The following is a 17,073-nucleotide window of genomic DNA, read 5'->3' as shown; positions in this document are numbered from 1 at the left end:
ATCAACTACTAGGAACGGGGCACAAAACGCCGTACTATATCGCTGATTGTTGGGCGATCGAGGATAGTATGCTAAGTCGAATGCGGCGGTTAGGGTTTACGACGCTACTGGTTGTGTTTCTATTCACTGGCGGGATTGTGTATATTGCAGGTGCATGGTCGCCGTCTTCTTATGCAATCGTCCTAGAACAATTTGGTGTCAAAAAAGAACTGGTGCACGGCAAACCCCGCCCAATTCGGAGCGATGAATGGACAGTTGCAACACCATTAACTCAGGCAACTGTAAATAATCAGTTTCAGCGCTATAACCAGACCTCACCCTACAACGAAGATTTAAGGATTTACATTTCGCTGCCGATCGCGGATTGGGGCTTGCTGTTTAAGCCTGATTTGTGGTTGTATCGACTAGTCAATCCAGCCTACGCATTTTCGTTTCATCATTATATTATTTTTGCCATATTTATTATCGGCTATTACTTGTTATTTTGCACGATCGGTATCACTAAACTGCACGCGCTTTTGCTCTCCGCTATTCTATTTTTTACAGGATACGTGCAATATTGGTGGACGATTCTAGGACCAGGGTACGCGTTCTTTCCCTGGATTATTGTTGTTCTAACTAAAAATTTTTCATTGCCGCTAAGGCTTGGACTTTTTTACTGGATTTCTACTAGCTGGATGATTTCAGTCTTTTATCCTCCCCTATTTATTTCGCTGGCATTTGTGGGATTCATTGTTCTGTTAGCGTTTCACCCGCATCAGCTAAAAGGGAAGACTCTAGTCGCGCTTGGTATCACTGGAATTGCCAGCGTGGGTACAGTGATTTTTTATCTCCGTGACTATCTTTTGGCAACTGCCAGCACGGTCTATCCGGGTCAGCGAGTTAGCAGTGGGGGAAGTGTTGTTTTTGAGCAGTGGATCTCCCAGTTTCTGCCAGTCTCCCAGATTTACAACCACGATTCTTTAATTGGAAGAAATATTTGTGAAATCAGCACGATCGGTGCGTTTTACACGCTGGCGGTGCTGGTGTTTCTGGACTATGGAAAGTGGCAAGAGTCCGGTTTCAGCTTCAAACGAGGCGTATTCATAGTTACGGGTGGCATTCTTGCAACCTGGGCTTGGATACTGCTGCCATTGCCATCTTGGGTTGGGGCACTGCTTCTGTGGAATCGAATTCCTCCCGTCCGGATGTTTTTTGCAGCCGGATTGCTGCTGCTGCTGCTGGTTGCTTTTCTGGCACAGAAACTGGGCATTAAAGTAACTCTAGTAAGAGTCAGCATCTTTGTTGGCATGACGGTGCTGAGTTGGGTACTTTACAAAGCGATGAGATCGTATGTGGATCAACTGGATTTAGTCATACTTCTACCGATACTGCTACTAGCTGTTTTTGCCAAACGAATCACCGTTGAGCAGCGCAACACTGCGCTGCTTGTTGCTGCATTGTTTTGTGGTTTTCTGGCATTTGGCTCTTTCAATCCTGTGCAGTCCGCATGGCTAGTTTTTAATCGTCCACAAACGAGTGTTACTTTATCCCTGGATGCGAAAGCGGCAGAGCAGTCCAATCGCCTACTTGCGGTTGAAGGGTTTCCTGGAGCAATCCTAAATGGTTGGGGCTATCGATCGATTTCTCACGTGTTACCAACTCCTCATTTAGGCTTTTTTAGAAAGATATTTCCTGAACTGCCTGAGACAGAGTTTCAGCGAATCTTTAACCGCTACGCCCACATTAATCTTATTCCAGAACGCCAGCCTAGGTTACTACATGAGGATGCTGTTGGAGTCCCGATCGACGCCTTCAAATCTCGCTAGCTGTAAGAGTTTGGTTGCATGATTGCTGTTGTCATTCCCTGTTATAGAACCAAAGCGTTTATTCTGCCGTTGCTCGCTCAAATTGGTCAAGATGTTGATCGAATTTATGTTGTTGATGATGCCTGTCCAGAAAGAACTGGGCTATACGTCAAAGAATGTTGCTGCGATCCTCGTCTGACGGTCATTTTTCATGCAGAAAATCAGGGAGTTGGCGGGGCTGTACTCTCTGGCTACGTGAAAGCGATCGACGATGGAGCAACAGTCATCGTCAAGCTCGATGGCGATGGTCAAATGGACCCATCACTGCTGCCGAAATTTGTGATTCCGATTTTGAATGGCAAAGCTGATTACGTTAAAGGGAATCGGTTTTTTGACCTCCAGCTATTAGAGTCCATGCCACTGATTCGGCTGATTGGCAATGCGGCATTGTCGTTTATTAGTAAAGCGTGTACAGGCTATTGGGATATCATGGACCCAACCAATGGTTACACAGCAGTTCACGCCAAAATTCTCAGAATGCTGCCGCTGCATAAGATCGACAAACGATACTTTTTTGAGAGCGATTTGCTGTTTCGCCTGAGCATCGTCCGTGCGGTTGTTTGCGATATGCCAATGAAGGCGAAGTACGAGGACGAAGTGAGTAGTTTACGAATCAATCGCGTTCTTGCAGAGTTTCCGGGAAAGTACGTTAATCGCTTTTTTAAACGAATTTTTTACAGCTATTTTCTAAGAGATTTCAACGTTGGCTCAGTAGAATTACTTGTTGGACTATTTCTGATGACGATCGGTGCATTATTTGGTATCTACCACTGGTACACCAGTAATCAGACAGGTATTCCAGCAACCAGCGGCACCGTTATGTTAGCGTCGCTACCAATTATTCTAGGGTTTCAATCGCTCTTAGCTGCTGTTAGCTACGATGTGTGCAATGTGCCTAAAAGACCTGTTCACCTGGTGCTGGACTAATCGCTTTCTTGAACGGTTGTTCGATAAGCTTTTCCGGTTCAATCTATTAACAAATGGGTTCAAGCGAGATTGGTGGATTTCTGGTGCAACTCGTTAACAATGAGTACAGGAACATCAATTAATTTCATGACTATAGTGAGACAGGCGCGCAAACGAGGCATCTTAAAATCAGACTCAAACCTTATCGCGACCTTCTCACAATGAAACGAATCCTACTGCTTGGCGTAACCGGACAGGTCGGACAAGAGTTGCAGCACACACTGGCGGCTGTAGGCGATGTAATCTGCGTCGGGCGAGACCAGGTAAATTTTGAGCAACCCGACTCTATTCATCAAATTATTGAAGAACTTCATCCTCAGCTTGTGATTAACTCGGCTGCTTACACTGCTGTAGACAAAGCAGAGAGCGAACCCGATGCAGCAATAGCGGTGAACGGAACCGCTCCGGGAATGCTGGCGATCGCAGCGGAGCAAGTCGGAGCCGGACTTATTCACATTTCTACAGACTACGTATTTGATGGTCGCCGCAGTTCTCCATACCAAGAAATTGACGCGACTAATCCACTCGGCGCCTATGGTCGATCGAAGCTGGCAGGCGAGGAAGCCATTCGGGCTGCATGTCCGCTGCACCTGATTCTTCGGACTGCCTGGGTCTATGGAGCACGGGGACACGGCAACTTTGTAAAGACAATGCTGCGGTTAGGCGCGGAGCGTGAGGAAATCCGCGTGGTTGCCGATCAGATCGGCTCCCCTACATGGTCACGGCATTTGGCAGAGGCGATCGCCGACGTCGCGCCTCACCTGTCTGCAGAAACGGCAGGTACCTACCACTACACCAACAGCGGCGTTGCTAGTTGGTACGACTTTGCCGTCGCGATTTTCGAGGAAGCTCGATCGTTAGGGTTTCCGCTTAAGGTCGATCGTGTTGTGCCCATTACAACTGCGGAGTACCCTACACCTGCCAGTCGTCCAGCATTCTCGGTTCTGTCGCTGCAAAAAACGACAGACCTGCTTGGAACGCATCCGCCACATTGGCGGCAGGGCTTACGACAGATGCTTGTAGACCTGCGCTCCATCTAAACACTGCCGCAGAGGGTGTTTAGCGGTGCACGGTACTCATACGTTGATTCGCACAGCGCTCTCCTGCCGCAGCGCCTCTCGGTGCCCTTCTTCAAGTCGCTGGAGGTCTTCGAAGGTCAGCGTGCTAGCCGTTGCCGCAACAGCTTCTTCAAGATAGGCACGGCGCTTGGTGCCTGGAATCGCCACAATATCATCACCCTAAGCCAGCAGCCATGCCAGCGCTAGCTGGCTGGGAGTGATACCAATTCGGAATTCAGAGTTCGCAATTCAAAATTGCAAAAGCTGGATTTCATCAACGTTTCAGCCGTTTGATCTTTAGCTGAAGTTTAGAGAACTGGTATGACTTCTTTTTCAGCGGCGATCGCGAAGGCGATCGCCCAATTGCAGATTTTTGTGAAAGGTGGGTGCAGTAATACCAATTCGGAATTCGGAATACTCGCTGCGCGAGAAGCAAGCTACGAAACTGCAGAAGCCGGAGTCCGCCTACATTTTAGTGATTTGATCTGTAGCTAGAATTTAGAGAGTTGGTATAAATCGTGCTGCTCGAAATCAATTTAGCCAGTCGTTAAACCAGATTTTTACAGCCAGTGGATCCACCGATCGGTAGAGTCCGGTTTACAACACAGGATAGACGGCGGAAACCAGAGGTTACGTTGCACTGGTGAAGGACCGATTGTGTTCAATTGATTTAAGTTTGAGGTAACTATGACAAGCAAATTTTTAACAACTACACTGACAGTTGTGTTGCTGGGTTCAGTTGCAGCGCTACCAGGGATAACTCAAACAAACTCCTCAGGATTGCAGGCTCAACAAGCTCCACAAATCGACAGCTTCACCGTCGAGCCGATCGAGCAGGCATCTCCTGGCAGCGAACTCGTATTCCGGCTTCAGGGAACTCCGAATGCGAACGCGACGCTGACGATCGGCACTCTGGTAAATAACGTACCGATGCGGGAAGTTGCACCCGGCGTGTACGAAGGACGCTACACGCTTCGCAGCCGCGATCAGGTGTCTCAAAATACGGTCGTGCGGGCAAATCTAACTCGTGGAGGGCAAATCACAAGTGTGCGATTGCAGGAGCCACTCGTAGCGGGCAACACGACTAGCGGAACGACGAGCACAACGAGCACGTCGCAAACTCCTTCGATCAGCCGCTTCACGGTTCAACCCGTGCAGCAGATTGAGCCAGGAACCGAGCTGAACTTTACGCTGACGGGAACTCCCAATGCTAAGGCAACGTTCTCGATCGAGGGCGTGGCGCTAAACCAGCCTCTCCGAGAAGTGTCTCCCGGCACCTACGAAGGGCAATACGTCGTGCGACGTCAAGACTATTTTGGACAAGGAGCCGCGACGGTGACAGCAAGCTTGCAGTCCGGGGATCAAACGATTCGGGCTCGGCTGGACCGCGACCTCGTTGCTGGCGGCGGCACAACGACTAACACAGCGCAACTGCCGCTAGAAATTCTGACTCCGCAAAACAACACTCGCGTTAGCGGCAATGTCCAGGTGACCGGACGCAGCGCCCCCAACACCACGATTAGTGTGAACGTGAAGGCGAGAACGTCGGTGATAGGCATTGTTGGTATCGATCGCGACATTCTGAGCCAACAGGTCCAATCCGATGCTCAAGGCAACTTCAGTTTCAACTTCAAACCCACTGTTGCGGTTCCAGGAACCCGGTACGAGGTCAGTCTCAATGCGACAAGGGGCAGCCAGACCAGCGAGAAAACGCTAACTCTGCTGCAACAGTAGAGTGTCACTTAGGTTGAATATTCTCTAGTCGCTAATTGTTAATAGCTGTTAGCGATTAGAGTTCTGGTCTATCTACCGATTCTTGCCAGAATGCTGCCTAGCTGAATGCACGCTACACCAAGAATGGCGTTGCCTGCCTATTGCAGCCTGGTGCTAGTAACTTGTGTGTACTAAATAAATGTTGTCTAATTCGTAGGTTGATGGGGTATGGGCTTCCAAAAAGCCTGGTGTCACCAGCAAAGAAGTTTGGGAAACAGGGCTGAATGGACAAACGTACCTGGTTTTTACTCAGGTACGTTTAATTGAGCGAAGCATAGTATTGTTAAAATTGCTTCACAGAGTGACGCGATCTCCCCGATGGGCGAATGGTTGCGCTGTCGGTATGATTGGTTAGCGCAATCTAGCCTTAAGACCGTAGCGCAGAAATTCAGAAGCAGAAACACTAGCTATCGAGAAACCCCTACCCAACGCTGGTCAATTGGTGAATACCCTGTTATCCACACCCGCTGGCTCCCTTGCCGTATCGCCACTCTCCTCGAACCTTGAGGGCAGAGGCTACCATCGCTCTGTGCTAGAGCAGGAGCAGACTGTTCACTTGTCGCTGGTTGTTCCTACCTACAACGAAAGCGAAAATGTGGAGCATCTAGTCCGGACGCTCTGTGCTCTGCTGGACGATGCAACATCTGGCGACTACGAACTAATTATTGTGGATGACGACAGCCCGGACGAAACCTGGAGAGTCGCACAGGATCTCACGGCGGAATTTCCCCAATTGCGAGTAATGCGACGGGAGCATGAGCGAGGGCTGTCTACAGCGGTGATTCGCGGCTGGCAGGCGGCACGGGGGCAGATCCTCGGTGTGATCGATGGCGACTTACAGCATCCGCCGGAAACACTGCTGAAGCTGCTAGAGGCGATCGACAAAGGAGCCGATCTGGTCGTTGCCAGCCGCCACGTAGAGGACGGTGGCGTTAGCAATTGGAGCTTTACGCGACGGATTCTATCGCGAGGCGCTCAATTGCTGGGATTGATGATTTTGCCCAATGTGGTGGGTCGAGTCACGGACCCGATGAGCGGCTATTTCTTGGTGCGGCGACGGGCGATCGTCGATCGTGAACTGAGTCCAATGGGCTACAAGATATTGATCGAAGTGCTGGGTCGCGGCGACATTCGCCATGTGGCAGAAGTGGGCTATGTGTTCCAAGAGCGTCTAGAAGGCGAAAGCAAAGTCACCTGGAAGCAGTATGTAGATTACATTTTGCATTTGCTAAAGCTGCGATCGCGCGGACGCATCAGTAAACTGCGGCAGCGCTTGCGGTTTCCAGCAGGACGATTTCTCCGCTTCGGGGTTGTGGGCTTGAGCGGTGTCGTTGTCGATATGGCAATGCTATTTCTGCTCAGCGATCCGTCAATGTTGGGGTGGGCGCTGACGCGCAGCAAGATTTTGGCAGCAGAGACGGCGATCGTCAACAACTTTTTCTGGAACGACCTCTGGACGTTTGGCGACGTTGCTCGGAGACAACGAGGCTGGACACCTCGTCTGAAGCGATTCCTGAAGTTCAATCTGGTCTGTTTGATGGGCTTGATTCTGAACGTGCTGCTGTTGAATCTGTTCTTCAATGTATTAGGAATCAATCGCTACGCGGCGAACCTATTGGCGATCGCGATTGTCACCGTTTGGAATTTTTGGATCAATCTGAAGCTGAGCTGGCGCGTAACAGAGGTGAAGTAGGTATCAGGTTTGAACCCATTACCTAACCTTTCCTAGGCTAGTTTCCGATCGACCTTCACTCGCTTGTTGGGGTCTTGCTTGCTCACCCAGGCAAGGAATTTTTGCATCTGCGGATCACGCTTGAGCGCCTCTGCGGTGTTGAGGTCACGAGCGAGACGGTTGTGGTCAAACAGAACCTGGATTTGACGATGGCAAGCAGGGCAGAGGGCGATCGTCGGTCCCGGATCGAGATGCTTGCGCTTGGTTTTCTGACGGGGAGTGAGGTGATGCTCAGTTAAGGCAGCAACATCGCGCTCACACAGTTCGCAAACCCTTCCAGGTATCGCCCAGCGATTGGACATCGTGACTTTTAACGATTGAAACTAAAGGAACCAACCGTAGCTGTGTAGTCCTTTTCCTAGGAGATTCACGCCGAGATAGCAGACCCAAACAACGACAAACCCAGTTGCCGCAAGAATCGCTGGGCGACGACCCTGCCAACCTTTAGTAATGCGGGCGTGCAGATACGCGGCAAACACAAGCCACGTAATCAGTGCCCAAGTTTCCTTCGGGTCCCAACTCCAGTAGGAACCCCAGGCTTCGTTTGCCCAGACGGCTCCAGCAATGATGCCGATCGTCAGCAGGGGAAAGCCCAAACCAATGATGCGGTAGCTGATGTTGTCGAGGGTATCGGCTAGGCTGAGGCGCTGGGGAGACAGAGGCAGCGGCGTCACTGCGGGAGCGGTGAGGACAGCCGTAGCACTGTTACCATTCGCCGACGCGGCTGGAATCTCGCTGGTTGCGTGGAGGGTGTAGCTGCGATCGCGATAGGCTCCTGTCCCAACGGAGCTACCTCGCAACTCCACAGATTGCCCACGGGTGACGACCAAAAACGCGATCGCCAGTAGCGCTCCCACCATCAGCGTCGCGTAGCTCAGCATCATGACGCTAACGTGCATCATTAGCCAATTCGACTTTAGGGCAGGCACCAGAGGAGCCGAAGCTTGCATATCATCAGGTAGCGTCAGGGTAGCAAATGCCACGATCGACATCGCGATCGGAGCCGTCGCTGCACCCACTAGGCGACTGCGGCTCATGGTTTCGGCAACAAAGTGGATTGCCGTAATGCCCCAGGTCAGGAAAAACAGCGACTCGTAAAGATTGCTTAACGGAAAGTAGCCCGCTTCTAGCCAGCGAGCGCTTAGTAGGGCAGCGATGCAGAGATTGGCGATCGCCATGCCTGTCGTCCCCAAATTTGCCAGGAAAGGCACGCGCGGAAACGCTACCCCTACCCAATACACCAGCATTGTGACCAACAAGACGGCAAACGCCGCGTTATCTAGAAGCCCTTGAAGCTTAACTAAATCCATCTCTATGTCTCTCCTGACAGTGCGAAGCAGCGCAATGCTCTAGTTCTATCCTACGACGCTTCACTCCGTTGGTGCAGTCAAGCGGTAGCGGTTTGGGGAATGTCGTCGATTGTCCAGCAGTAGGCAGGGCAGCACACTTAAGCAGTAGCAAGTCGCTTCAGAATTACCACTAAACGCTTAATCTCAACTGCCTTAACGGAGTGGTGTGCTGCAATTACTGAGCTGGTCGGACTAAAACACAATCTTATGTCATCCTGGGAGGCTGTCATCCTCGCTAAAACTGAGCATATGGGTTTCTAGATCATAGAAACAGTGCAGCCAACAGTGACCAATTTTTCCAGTAGCAGTTTTATGTTGATGCAACCATTGATTCATCCTGACCAAGCCTGTTTCTACTAACTGATTCCTGACCAAATCTACGCAAATTCTAGGTACTGGATAAACCGTAATTGACCATTCTGGCTTGAACCAACCGTACTCAATTGCTCGATTCGAGCTAGTCAAGCTAGCTTGTAGATAAGAATAACCAACGCTCAAAATTTTCGTAGGATTCTTGAGCTTACGCGAATCTTGACAGGAATCATAGAAGGCAACGCTAAGTTTATCAAACTGCGGTGTATCTGCTAATGACTCTGACAATATTCCAGCGCGAATGGGATAGGACATCGAGTGTGAAAGCTTACTCTTATATTTAGTAGGAATCATTGCCTTCACCTGCTTCCAGGATTGTTCCAGCACACGTCTAGCGCTTGTCATTGAGTCCGTGGCTATGACGAAACGCAATGAAAGTGGTAACGATCTCAATACAGCGATCGTTATCACTAGAATTATCCCAGCCCCTTCAATTTCAGCAGCTTACTTGTCTAAGGCGACGGAACCGGAGCAGGAATGCCCAAGGCAGGATTGGGCGACCCACTGGAGGTGCCTGTGGTGGGTGGAATTGTTGGGCTAGGCAGCGGCGCGGGATTGCCGTTCTTTTGCAGGGCAACAAATACGTCATAGCGCGTGCTGCGTTCATCACTGATTGCTGCCGTGACGCCGATCGATTTCATCGCCGCAAAAATCTCCCGATTTCCCGGTGGCAGTTGAAACAGCGGCAGACCCTTGGTATTAATGGCGCGGTCTACATTGAAGAAAAAGTGCCCGTTGTTCGGTTGCAGCTCAGTGGGCACGGTTTTCTTGAACGGCTCACTATCTAAGAGCGATGCTTGGGGCTTCGGCACGATCGTGCTGGCGATCGGCGCACCCAGCGACAGAAACGCGACATCGCCATCTAACCAGCCACGAGTAATCGTTGGACCACCGACCGGTAGCGACCAGTTTGTCACTGACTGGTTGCCGATCTTCGATTCCTCGACCTTAAATTTGTACCTGCTTGCCATCGCATCGTCGAGCTGCTTGAGGCTTGCATCAGCAGTCCGGCGATCGTTCGACTGCACCATAAACAGCAGCCCAAACGGTAAGTTGGGCGACCCACCTTCCGGTGCAGCCACCAACGCCAACGAAAATTCACCCTCCATCCAGGGCAGCAAGTCCTTGTCTAAGTCCAGACCAACCGTAGATCTCACACCGTTTCGCAGTGCCTCAGGATTGACGGGGGCAACAGGGCTAGTTGATGCACCCTGGCTGTAATCCTCCCAGAATTTCTTCAGATTGCCGCCGGATGTCATGACTAGCGTGTCGGCAGGCAGGCGATCGGGCATTCGCCGTGCCGTATTTTTTACGTCGTACTTGCGCTGGCTATCCGGCTTCAGCCACGATACACTCTTGAATCGAACGCCCTCAGATTCTAGACTCATCGTTGCCGCCAAGCCCTGAAGCTGCTGCACCTGCGCCAAACTTTGCGGCGACGCCGATCGCCCTGAATTGGCAGTTACGGCAGCGGCAGCGGGCAGGTTGACATAGACCTTACCGAAAGACTGCACTGCCGAGACTTTCCCCAGTGCCTGAGTGTAGCCCGGAGTCGCGCTGAGAGCAGCCCCGCCTTTGTAAGTATCGATCGCGCGATCGGTTGCCTTTGGGTCAGTTGTTACCAGCAGCAGCTTGCCATCCAGCACCGTCGCGGAGTAGTTCTGTGAGGGTCCGCCCTGGGTCTCTTGAATCTGAAAGCCTTTATACACGCGATTTGTCAGCTTACCTGCAGCGGGCGATCGCGGCTTGTCTAAAATCTGCTTTGCTCGTAGGGCGTCTCGGATCGGCAGAACGGCAACCGTCGCCTGCTGCTGAGGAGAGGTCGGAGCTTGCCCAGTCTGCGGCGATAGAAATGCTACGGTGACTTCTTTGCCCACCCAGGGCTTGATGTCCCTGTCGTAGTCGAAGCCGTTTGCTGTGAGAATACGATCGCGCAACTGCGCCAAATTTTGGTCAAACGCTGCCTGACTCTGCTGTGTGCCAAACTCTCGCAGTTTTCTCCACTGCCCTTCATCAGTCGAAACTGACACTGCCATCAGCGCGTCCTGAGGAATGGCTTCTGCACCCACAGGTAGCTCTCCGGGTCCGCCACCCCGCTGAGTCAGCAACCAATAGGCTACGCCACCACCACCCACCAACAACACTACAGTTCCAAGCGTCAGCAGGAGAGACGGCTTCTTTTTCTTGTCAATCATGGGAAGAGGGCTTTCCTAACTCAACAGTATGAGTAATGACCTAGACACTCTAACAAACCTGAGGTGCAACAGGTGAAGAATGTCGTGATCTCTTTGGAAAAGCGGCAGAACGCTTACGGCTCTGGAACTTGAAGATCCTGACAGATCTCGCGAACATAGCTCCCGCAAGCTCAACTCGTCGTTCTTCACGGCGTCCCTACCTGAGAATTTGTACCAGAAAGCTTTTCCACAAAGCCCATGTAGCGTTCAGAACCTTTTGAAATAACTGGATCAATCGAAGCTGTACTACTCACCTGCAAAAACCATGTAACACTATGCGGCCTGCACTTCTGGGCTTCTAACAGGCTGGTACAGCGTATCTCGCTGCTGGTAAGGACGCCCTAATGTCGCGATCGCCCCTTGCAGCGTCTCCACCTCCATACAGGTGCCACCCTGTGCGCCCGCCATTGTTGTGATGTGCTCTTCCATCAGTGTGCCGCCGATGTCGTTACAGCCCCACGACAGAGCCTCGATCGCGCCCGCCAGTCCCAGCTTTACCCAACTAGGCTGGTGATTCGGAATCCAGCGTCCCAGAAAGATTCGAGCAACGGCTGTCAGCAGCAAGGCATCGGTCAGCACCGGCTGATCTCGACCCACCCGACGTCGCAGCGGCTTTGGTGCTTCCTGTCCCACGAAGGGCAGCAGAATAAACTCGGTAATGCCTCGATCACCCCGCTCCAAAGCCGACTGCTGGAGCGATCGCAGGTGCTGCAAATGCCGCATCTGCTGCATGGGCGTTTCGATGTGTCCTGAAAGCATCGTGCTTGTGGTCGGCATCCCCTGCTGATGAGCCGTCCTAAGAATTTCTAGCCAGGTTGCTGTATCAATCTTTTCTGGGCACAGCACGCGCCGCACGTCGTCATCCAGCACCTCTGCTGCTGTTCCTGGCAGCGACCCGACACCCGCATCGCGCAGAGCCACAATCACATCCGCATACCGCAGTCCGTCTTCTCGAGCAATGAACTGCACTTCTTGTGGCGAAAATGCGTGCAGATGCAGATCAGGAAAGGCTTGGGGAATAGCTTCAATAATGCGCACATAGTAGGCAAGGGAGGTGCCATTCCGCTTTGCTTTGGGATTTAAGCCGCCCTGCATACAAATTTCGGTAGCGCCGCGCTGGGCAGCATCTGTTGCCTTCTGCAAAATTTGTTCTAAATCGAGCCAGTACGCGCCGTCTTCACCCTCATCCCGACGAAACGCGCAGAAGCTACAGTGCTGCTCACAAATATTCGTGAAGTTGATGTTGCGGTTGATCACGTAAGTAACGGTGTCACCGACTTGCTGCTGCCGCAGAACATCAGCCGTGCGGCGAATTTGAGCGATCGCGTCGGGCGATCGTGCCGTCAGCAACACAACGCCTTCTTCCGGGGTCAGATCATGATTGTTGAGGGCGCGACTAAGGATAGCGTCAACCGTGTCAAGCATTACAGCAGCTTAGGTAGGCATACATTCTTAAGCGTAACGCTTCCTTGGAGAGTACAGCCTTGGGTGTATGGTTTAGTTTTAGCTCTCTGGTAGTCCCAGCAGCCGCTGTAACTGATCGAGCGTATGCAACGTTCCAACAATCCGACGCATCGGACGCGGGTGGACACGCACCAGCGTAGGGGTGGCTGAAATCTGGTCGCGTTCTGCCTGCTCCGGATGTTGCAGCACATCAATTACCTTCAAGGTGTAGGGCTGCCCCAGAGCTTGGTCTAAAAACTGGTGTAGCGTTTGCAGTGTCCGCTCCGTTGCTAAACTGTGCCCCGATACAAATAGTCTCAAAACGTAGCCTTCGCTTTGGTCAGTGATGGGAGCATCTACAGATTCGGCAACGACATCCAGGCCGGTATGGGTATAGGACACTGCCTGTTCATACCGCACAACCAGATCGTGCGCTTCCCAAAGCTGTGGAAACTGCTGACGGTACGTTGCCAGCACGATCGCGTCGCATACCCCCTCTGGCACCAACGCAGGCTGCCACATCAAATTCTCTGTCTCGAAGATGACGTTTAGGAGTGGCTGATATCTGAGAACTGTAGGAGCTGCCTCGGCTGCTGTTTGAATCACCTGCGTGTGGGAATCACGCCAGCGATCGACCGTTGCGGTATAGCAAGGCACCAAAAAATGAGGCGGCTCTGGCAATCCCAGTAGTTCTTGCAGCGCAGCGCACAGATGCAAGTGCCAGCGAGTTTGCTTGTTCGGGTCAATGCAGTAGACTAAATCCCCCCCCGGCGTAAATAGCGCAATTCCCTTGAATAGAACGGGAGGGCTAGAGTTGGGCTTCAATAGTGGGGCACCGATGGATGTGCAGGGGCAGCTCCTGAACGAGCGATCGCCCGCTCAGGTAAACTTAGCAACATCCTACACCCGCCCTCTAAGCGCTTGCGCCATTTCGTTTGGCTTCGGCGACATTTCCAGTGCGGTTTCCTCGGTGATGCGTCCCGCTTCGTACAGTTTGTAGAGTGACTGATTCATCGTGCACATACCATCAAAGGTGCAGCGGGGAATAATTTGCTCGATTTCCTCGATTTCTCCTCGGCGGATGTAATCTCTGATCGCATCTGTGTTGATCAGGATGTCGTGGAATGCAGCACGTTTGCCATCAGTGGTCCGACACAAGCCTTGAGCAACTACGGCGACAAGCGACTCCGCTAGCGACACCCGAATTGGAGCCTGCTGATCAGGTTCGTAAAGTTGTAAAATCCGCTCGATCGTCTTGACGGCGCTGTTCGTGTGCAGCGTGCCCATGACCAAGTGTCCAGTTTGCGCCGCTTTTAGGGCAGTATTGACTGTTTCCTTGTCCCGCATTTCACCCACCAGAATGATATCTGGATCTTCCCGCAGCGCTGCTTTCAGGGCATTGTCAAACTTGAGGGTGTGCATTCCTACTTCCCGGTGCTTGATCAGTGCTTTCTGGCTGCGATGCACGAATTCGATCGGGTCCTCGATCGTAATAATATTCTTTGGCATCTCCTTGTTGATGTAGTCAATCATGGCTGCCAACGTAGTGGATTTACCCGATCCGGTTGGACCTGTAATTAGAATTAAGCCTTTGTGGTAATGGCAAATGTCTTTGAAAACAGGCGGCAGATTTAGCTGCTCGATCGTGAGAATCTTGAGCGGAATTAGTCGCAGCACCATCGCGGGTCCGTGCAGCGAGTCGAAAATGTTGATTCGGACGCGGGCGAACTCGTATTGGGTTGCGCCGTCAAAGTCTAGATGCTCCTCGAAGTGACGGATCTCTTCATCTGTGAGGATCTCCTGAAGCCAGCTAAAGAAGGTGTCGCGATCCGTGACGGGCCAATCCGTCGTGTCAATTTCTCCCCGGTTGCGGAAGCGCGGAATCTCACCTACGCCCGCATGCACATCCGAGAAGCCCTTATCATAGGCTGTTCGCACAATTTCTGCTAGCGTTGGTGAGCCATTAGTTGGCTTGCGAGCTACCGGCATGGCAGGTGGCGGAGCCGGACGGTGCCCATTTGCAGGTGCAGACGGCGGAATAGAACGGTGCCCATTCGCAGACCCCGCAGGCGGTGCTGCAACCGTGGGGGTTTGCCCAACGGGAATGGTGTGGTCAGACATAACCGCTGGCATTGCTGCTGCAGACGACGCCACCATCGTTGGTAGAGCAGTTGTAGACATGGGCGCGGTCATTTGCTGGGTTGCCGCGACCGTCGCTCCATTGCTCGCCATTCTGGGTGCAGGCGGTGGTGGAACGGGCGGAATCCGAGGCGGCGGTGGCGGCGAACTAAGCGGACGCTGGGGTTCTGTCATAACGCTACTTCTCTACACAAGCTCCGAGCGGCAAAAAAAGGACGATTGGAAGGGCTGGAACGATTGCGCCACTGAAAATAACGACTGCCAAACCGTTCAACTATCCGGAAAGATTCAGTTGCATTCGTGCCAGTTGGGCGGTTCCCCTGCGGGCGCTGCTCGTGGCAATCAACATTGAATCTAGAAGCAGTTTTCCCAAAACCAACCGTGTACTATCAGAATGTCTGCTAGAGGTTAACTTCATTGGCAGACCTCCTAATTACGCACCCTTTGTAAGACTCATGACAGCAGACGCTTCTTGGTACGTGGTGAGGCAGGAGAATGGTCAGTGTGCCATCCTGCCCGAAAGTGAGGTGATGCTTAGCCAAGCATCCACAAACGCTGGCGATCGCGAACAGTGGGGTCCCTTTACATCCCAGTCAGAAGCGATCGCTCGCCGAGTTGGTCTAATTCGCGCTGGTAAATGCAGACCTGCTTGAGCAAGAGAGTTGTGATCAGTCTTAGCTCTTAGATAGAGCTGTGTGCTCGATAACTAAGAACGAATGACTAATCACAAACAGCTAGCGATTCAAGATTTCTTCTGCGCCTGGGGTGCCTGAGGTTGTGCTGCCCGAATTTGCTGCGTCAAAACTTCTAATGCTTTGGCATACTGCGGGTCAGCAGGCGTACCGATTTTGTCACGCTCGCTGCTAAGGGCGCGGCGCTGCTCGTCGGATAGCTTAATTTCGACATCCGGGTCAATGCCGTGCTTGTTAATGTCGCGACCGTTTGGGGTGAGGTATTTGGCAATCGTAACGGCCAGCCCAGACCCGTCGCCCAGACCACGCACCGATTGAACCAGACCCTTACCGAACGTTTTACTGCCGACGATCACAGCACGCTTGTTGTCTTGTAGAGCACCGGACAGAATTTCGCTGGCGCTCGCCGACCCACCATCCACCAGCACTACCAGCGGCTTGTCGGTCATCGATCGCTGATTTGCCCGCTCCCGGTCCTGCTCACCCTGACGATCCACGGTTGAGACGATCGCACCCTCCTTGATCCACATGCGAGCGATGTCTACGCTGGTGTAGAGCAATCCACCGGGATTCGAGCGCAGATCCAGAATGTAGCCAGTTACCTGCTGCTTTTCCAGCTTTTCGATCGCCTGCCGCATTTCTGCGGGTGCGTTGGCGCTGAACTGAATCAGACGAATGTAGCCGATTTTACCGGTTGTGCCAGTCTGCAATGCCGATTTTACCGGATGAATTTCGATCCGCGCCCGCTTCAGCTTGTAGTCTGCTTCGTTGCTGCCACGCAGAATCGTCAGGGTGACTTCGGTGCCTGCGGGACCACGAATCAAGGTTACGGCTTTGTTGACATCCATCCCTTCAGTGCTCTTGCCGTCGATCTTGGTGATGATGTCCTTCGATAAGACGCCCGCAGCGAAGGCAGGAGAATCTTCGATCGGTGCGATCACCGTCAGCTTTTTGGTCTTTTCATCCGCTGCTAGCTGAATCCCAACGCCAAACAGCTCACCAGAGGTGTCAATCTGCATGTTTTTGAACTGCTGCGGGTCCATGAAGCGCGTGTAGGGATCACCGAGCTTCTCCAGCATTTCGCGGATGGCTTTGTATGCCTCTTCTTTGTTGGTGTAAGAGCGATTGAGATATTGGTTGCGAACACCTTTCCAGTCCACTTTATTAAAGGTGCCATCGACGTAGGTGCGATCGATGATTTGCCAAACCTCATCAACTAACTCCTTTGGGCTATCGCGAAAAAAGGCTTGCCCTTCAGACAAACGGAGTCCGGCTCCGGTTACCGTTAGAGCCGTTATAGCAACAGCCGTTGCACCTAAAAGAAGCCCACGATTCGCAATTGCCATAGTTCTGAGCGTGAGAGACTGCAAAAAGATTATGCTCAATCTAGCACAGCGATCGCGTTCAATCAGTGATCTACGAACAGGCTTTATAGTTCTGCTGTAGCAAAACTTATGAATTGTGAATT

The 17,073-nt window shown here is 52.1% G+C and carries 16 protein-coding genes; 8 read left to right on the top strand and 8 right to left on the bottom strand.

Going from position 1 to position 17,073, the window contains the following annotated elements; genetic code table 11:
• Positions 1–68 precede the first annotated feature (68 nt).
• The 3 genes from H6F43_RS13060 (at position 69) to rfbD (ending at position 3,853) form a co-directional block, all read left to right on the top strand.
• A complete protein-coding gene (locus H6F43_RS13060) occupies positions 69–1,808 on the top strand; it encodes a hypothetical protein (RefSeq protein WP_190343181.1) in 1,740 nt (579 codons plus the stop codon).
• An 18-nt stretch (positions 1,809–1,826) separates the two neighbouring features.
• On the top strand, positions 1,827–2,774 hold the full coding sequence (locus H6F43_RS13055) for a glycosyltransferase family 2 protein (RefSeq protein ID WP_190343180.1): 948 nt from the start codon (positions 1,827–1,829) through the stop codon (positions 2,772–2,774).
• Between the two features lie 200 nt (positions 2,775–2,974).
• Complete coding sequence (gene rfbD, locus H6F43_RS13050) at positions 2,975–3,853, top strand: dTDP-4-dehydrorhamnose reductase (RefSeq protein ID WP_190343179.1); 879 nt, start codon at positions 2,975–2,977, stop codon at positions 3,851–3,853.
• A 36-nt stretch (positions 3,854–3,889) separates the two neighbouring features.
• On the opposite strand, the gene H6F43_RS13045 is transcribed toward rfbD, so the two are convergent.
• Positions 3,890–4,039: a hypothetical protein gene (locus tag H6F43_RS13045; RefSeq protein ID WP_190343178.1), complete on the bottom strand. Its 150-nt coding sequence runs from the start codon at positions 4,037–4,039 to the stop codon at positions 3,890–3,892.
• 153 nt (positions 4,040–4,192) lie between these two features.
• Between H6F43_RS13045 and H6F43_RS13040 the strand changes: the two genes are divergently transcribed.
• The 3 genes from H6F43_RS13040 to H6F43_RS13030 all read left to right on the top strand — a co-directional run bounded on the left by H6F43_RS13040 (position 4,193) and on the right by H6F43_RS13030 (position 7,337).
• A complete protein-coding gene (locus tag H6F43_RS13040) occupies positions 4,193–4,366 on the top strand; it encodes a hypothetical protein (protein ID WP_190343177.1) in 174 nt (57 codons plus the stop codon).
• Between the two features lie 192 nt (positions 4,367–4,558).
• The gene (locus H6F43_RS13035) at positions 4,559–5,605 is read left to right on the top strand and encodes a hypothetical protein (RefSeq protein ID WP_190343176.1); all 1,047 of its coding nucleotides are present in this window, start codon (positions 4,559–4,561) and stop codon (positions 5,603–5,605) included.
• A 481-nt stretch (positions 5,606–6,086) separates the two neighbouring features.
• Positions 6,087–7,337, top strand: a complete 1,251-nt coding sequence (locus H6F43_RS13030) for a glycosyltransferase (protein ID WP_347272411.1) — start codon at positions 6,087–6,089, stop codon at positions 7,335–7,337.
• Between the two features lie 32 nt (positions 7,338–7,369).
• Here the strand turns inward: H6F43_RS13030 and H6F43_RS13025 are convergent, their stop codons facing one another.
• The 6 genes from H6F43_RS13025 to H6F43_RS13000 all read right to left on the bottom strand — a co-directional run bounded on the left by H6F43_RS13025 (position 7,370) and on the right by H6F43_RS13000 (position 14,895).
• Positions 7,370–7,678, bottom strand: coding sequence for an HNH endonuclease (locus H6F43_RS13025; protein ID WP_190343174.1), 309 nt, complete (start codon positions 7,676–7,678; stop codon positions 7,370–7,372).
• Between the two features lie 21 nt (positions 7,679–7,699).
• Complete coding sequence (gene ccsB / locus H6F43_RS13020; RefSeq protein ID WP_190343173.1) at positions 7,700–8,686, bottom strand: c-type cytochrome biogenesis protein CcsB; 987 nt, start codon at positions 8,684–8,686, stop codon at positions 7,700–7,702.
• Between the two features lie 863 nt (positions 8,687–9,549).
• Positions 9,550–11,292 carry a DUF3352 domain-containing protein gene (locus tag H6F43_RS13015; protein ID WP_190343172.1) on the bottom strand — a complete coding sequence of 581 codons (1,743 nt, stop codon included), beginning with the start codon at positions 11,290–11,292 and terminating at the stop codon, positions 9,550–9,552.
• Positions 11,293–11,604: 312 nt separating this feature from the next.
• Complete coding sequence (gene cofH / locus H6F43_RS13010; protein ID WP_190343171.1) at positions 11,605–12,756, bottom strand: 7,8-didemethyl-8-hydroxy-5-deazariboflavin synthase subunit CofH; 1,152 nt, start codon at positions 12,754–12,756, stop codon at positions 11,605–11,607.
• 78 nt (positions 12,757–12,834) lie between these two features.
• Positions 12,835–13,599, bottom strand: a complete 765-nt coding sequence (locus H6F43_RS13005; RefSeq protein ID WP_190343170.1) for a circadian clock KaiB family protein — start codon at positions 13,597–13,599, stop codon at positions 12,835–12,837.
• 75 nt (positions 13,600–13,674) lie between these two features.
• Complete coding sequence (locus tag H6F43_RS13000; RefSeq protein WP_347272413.1) at positions 13,675–14,895, bottom strand: type IV pilus twitching motility protein PilT; 1,221 nt, start codon at positions 14,893–14,895, stop codon at positions 13,675–13,677.
• A gap of 58 nt (positions 14,896–14,953) precedes the next feature.
• On the opposite strand from H6F43_RS13000, the gene H6F43_RS22265 reads away from it, so the two are divergent.
• Positions 14,954–15,265, top strand: coding sequence for a hypothetical protein (locus tag H6F43_RS22265; RefSeq protein ID WP_242025571.1), 312 nt, complete (start codon positions 14,954–14,956; stop codon positions 15,263–15,265).
• 103 nt (positions 15,266–15,368) lie between these two features.
• Entirely contained in the window at positions 15,369–15,566 is a 198-nt protein-coding gene (locus H6F43_RS12995; RefSeq protein WP_190343168.1) for a DDE transposase family protein, read from the top strand.
• An 89-nt stretch (positions 15,567–15,655) separates the two neighbouring features.
• Here H6F43_RS12995 and ctpC read toward each other — a convergent pair whose 3' ends face one another.
• Positions 15,656–16,951, bottom strand: a complete 1,296-nt coding sequence (gene ctpC / locus H6F43_RS12990) for a carboxyl-terminal processing protease CtpC (RefSeq protein WP_190343167.1) — start codon at positions 16,949–16,951, stop codon at positions 15,656–15,658.
• Positions 16,952–17,073: the final 122 nt, after the last annotated feature.

The sequence above is a fragment of the Leptolyngbya sp. FACHB-36 genome (genome assembly GCF_014695955.1).
In the GTDB taxonomy this organism is placed as follows: Bacteria; Cyanobacteriota; Cyanobacteriia; order Leptolyngbyales; family Leptolyngbyaceae; genus FACHB-36.
This window is presented reverse-complemented; position numbering and strand designations above follow the sequence as displayed.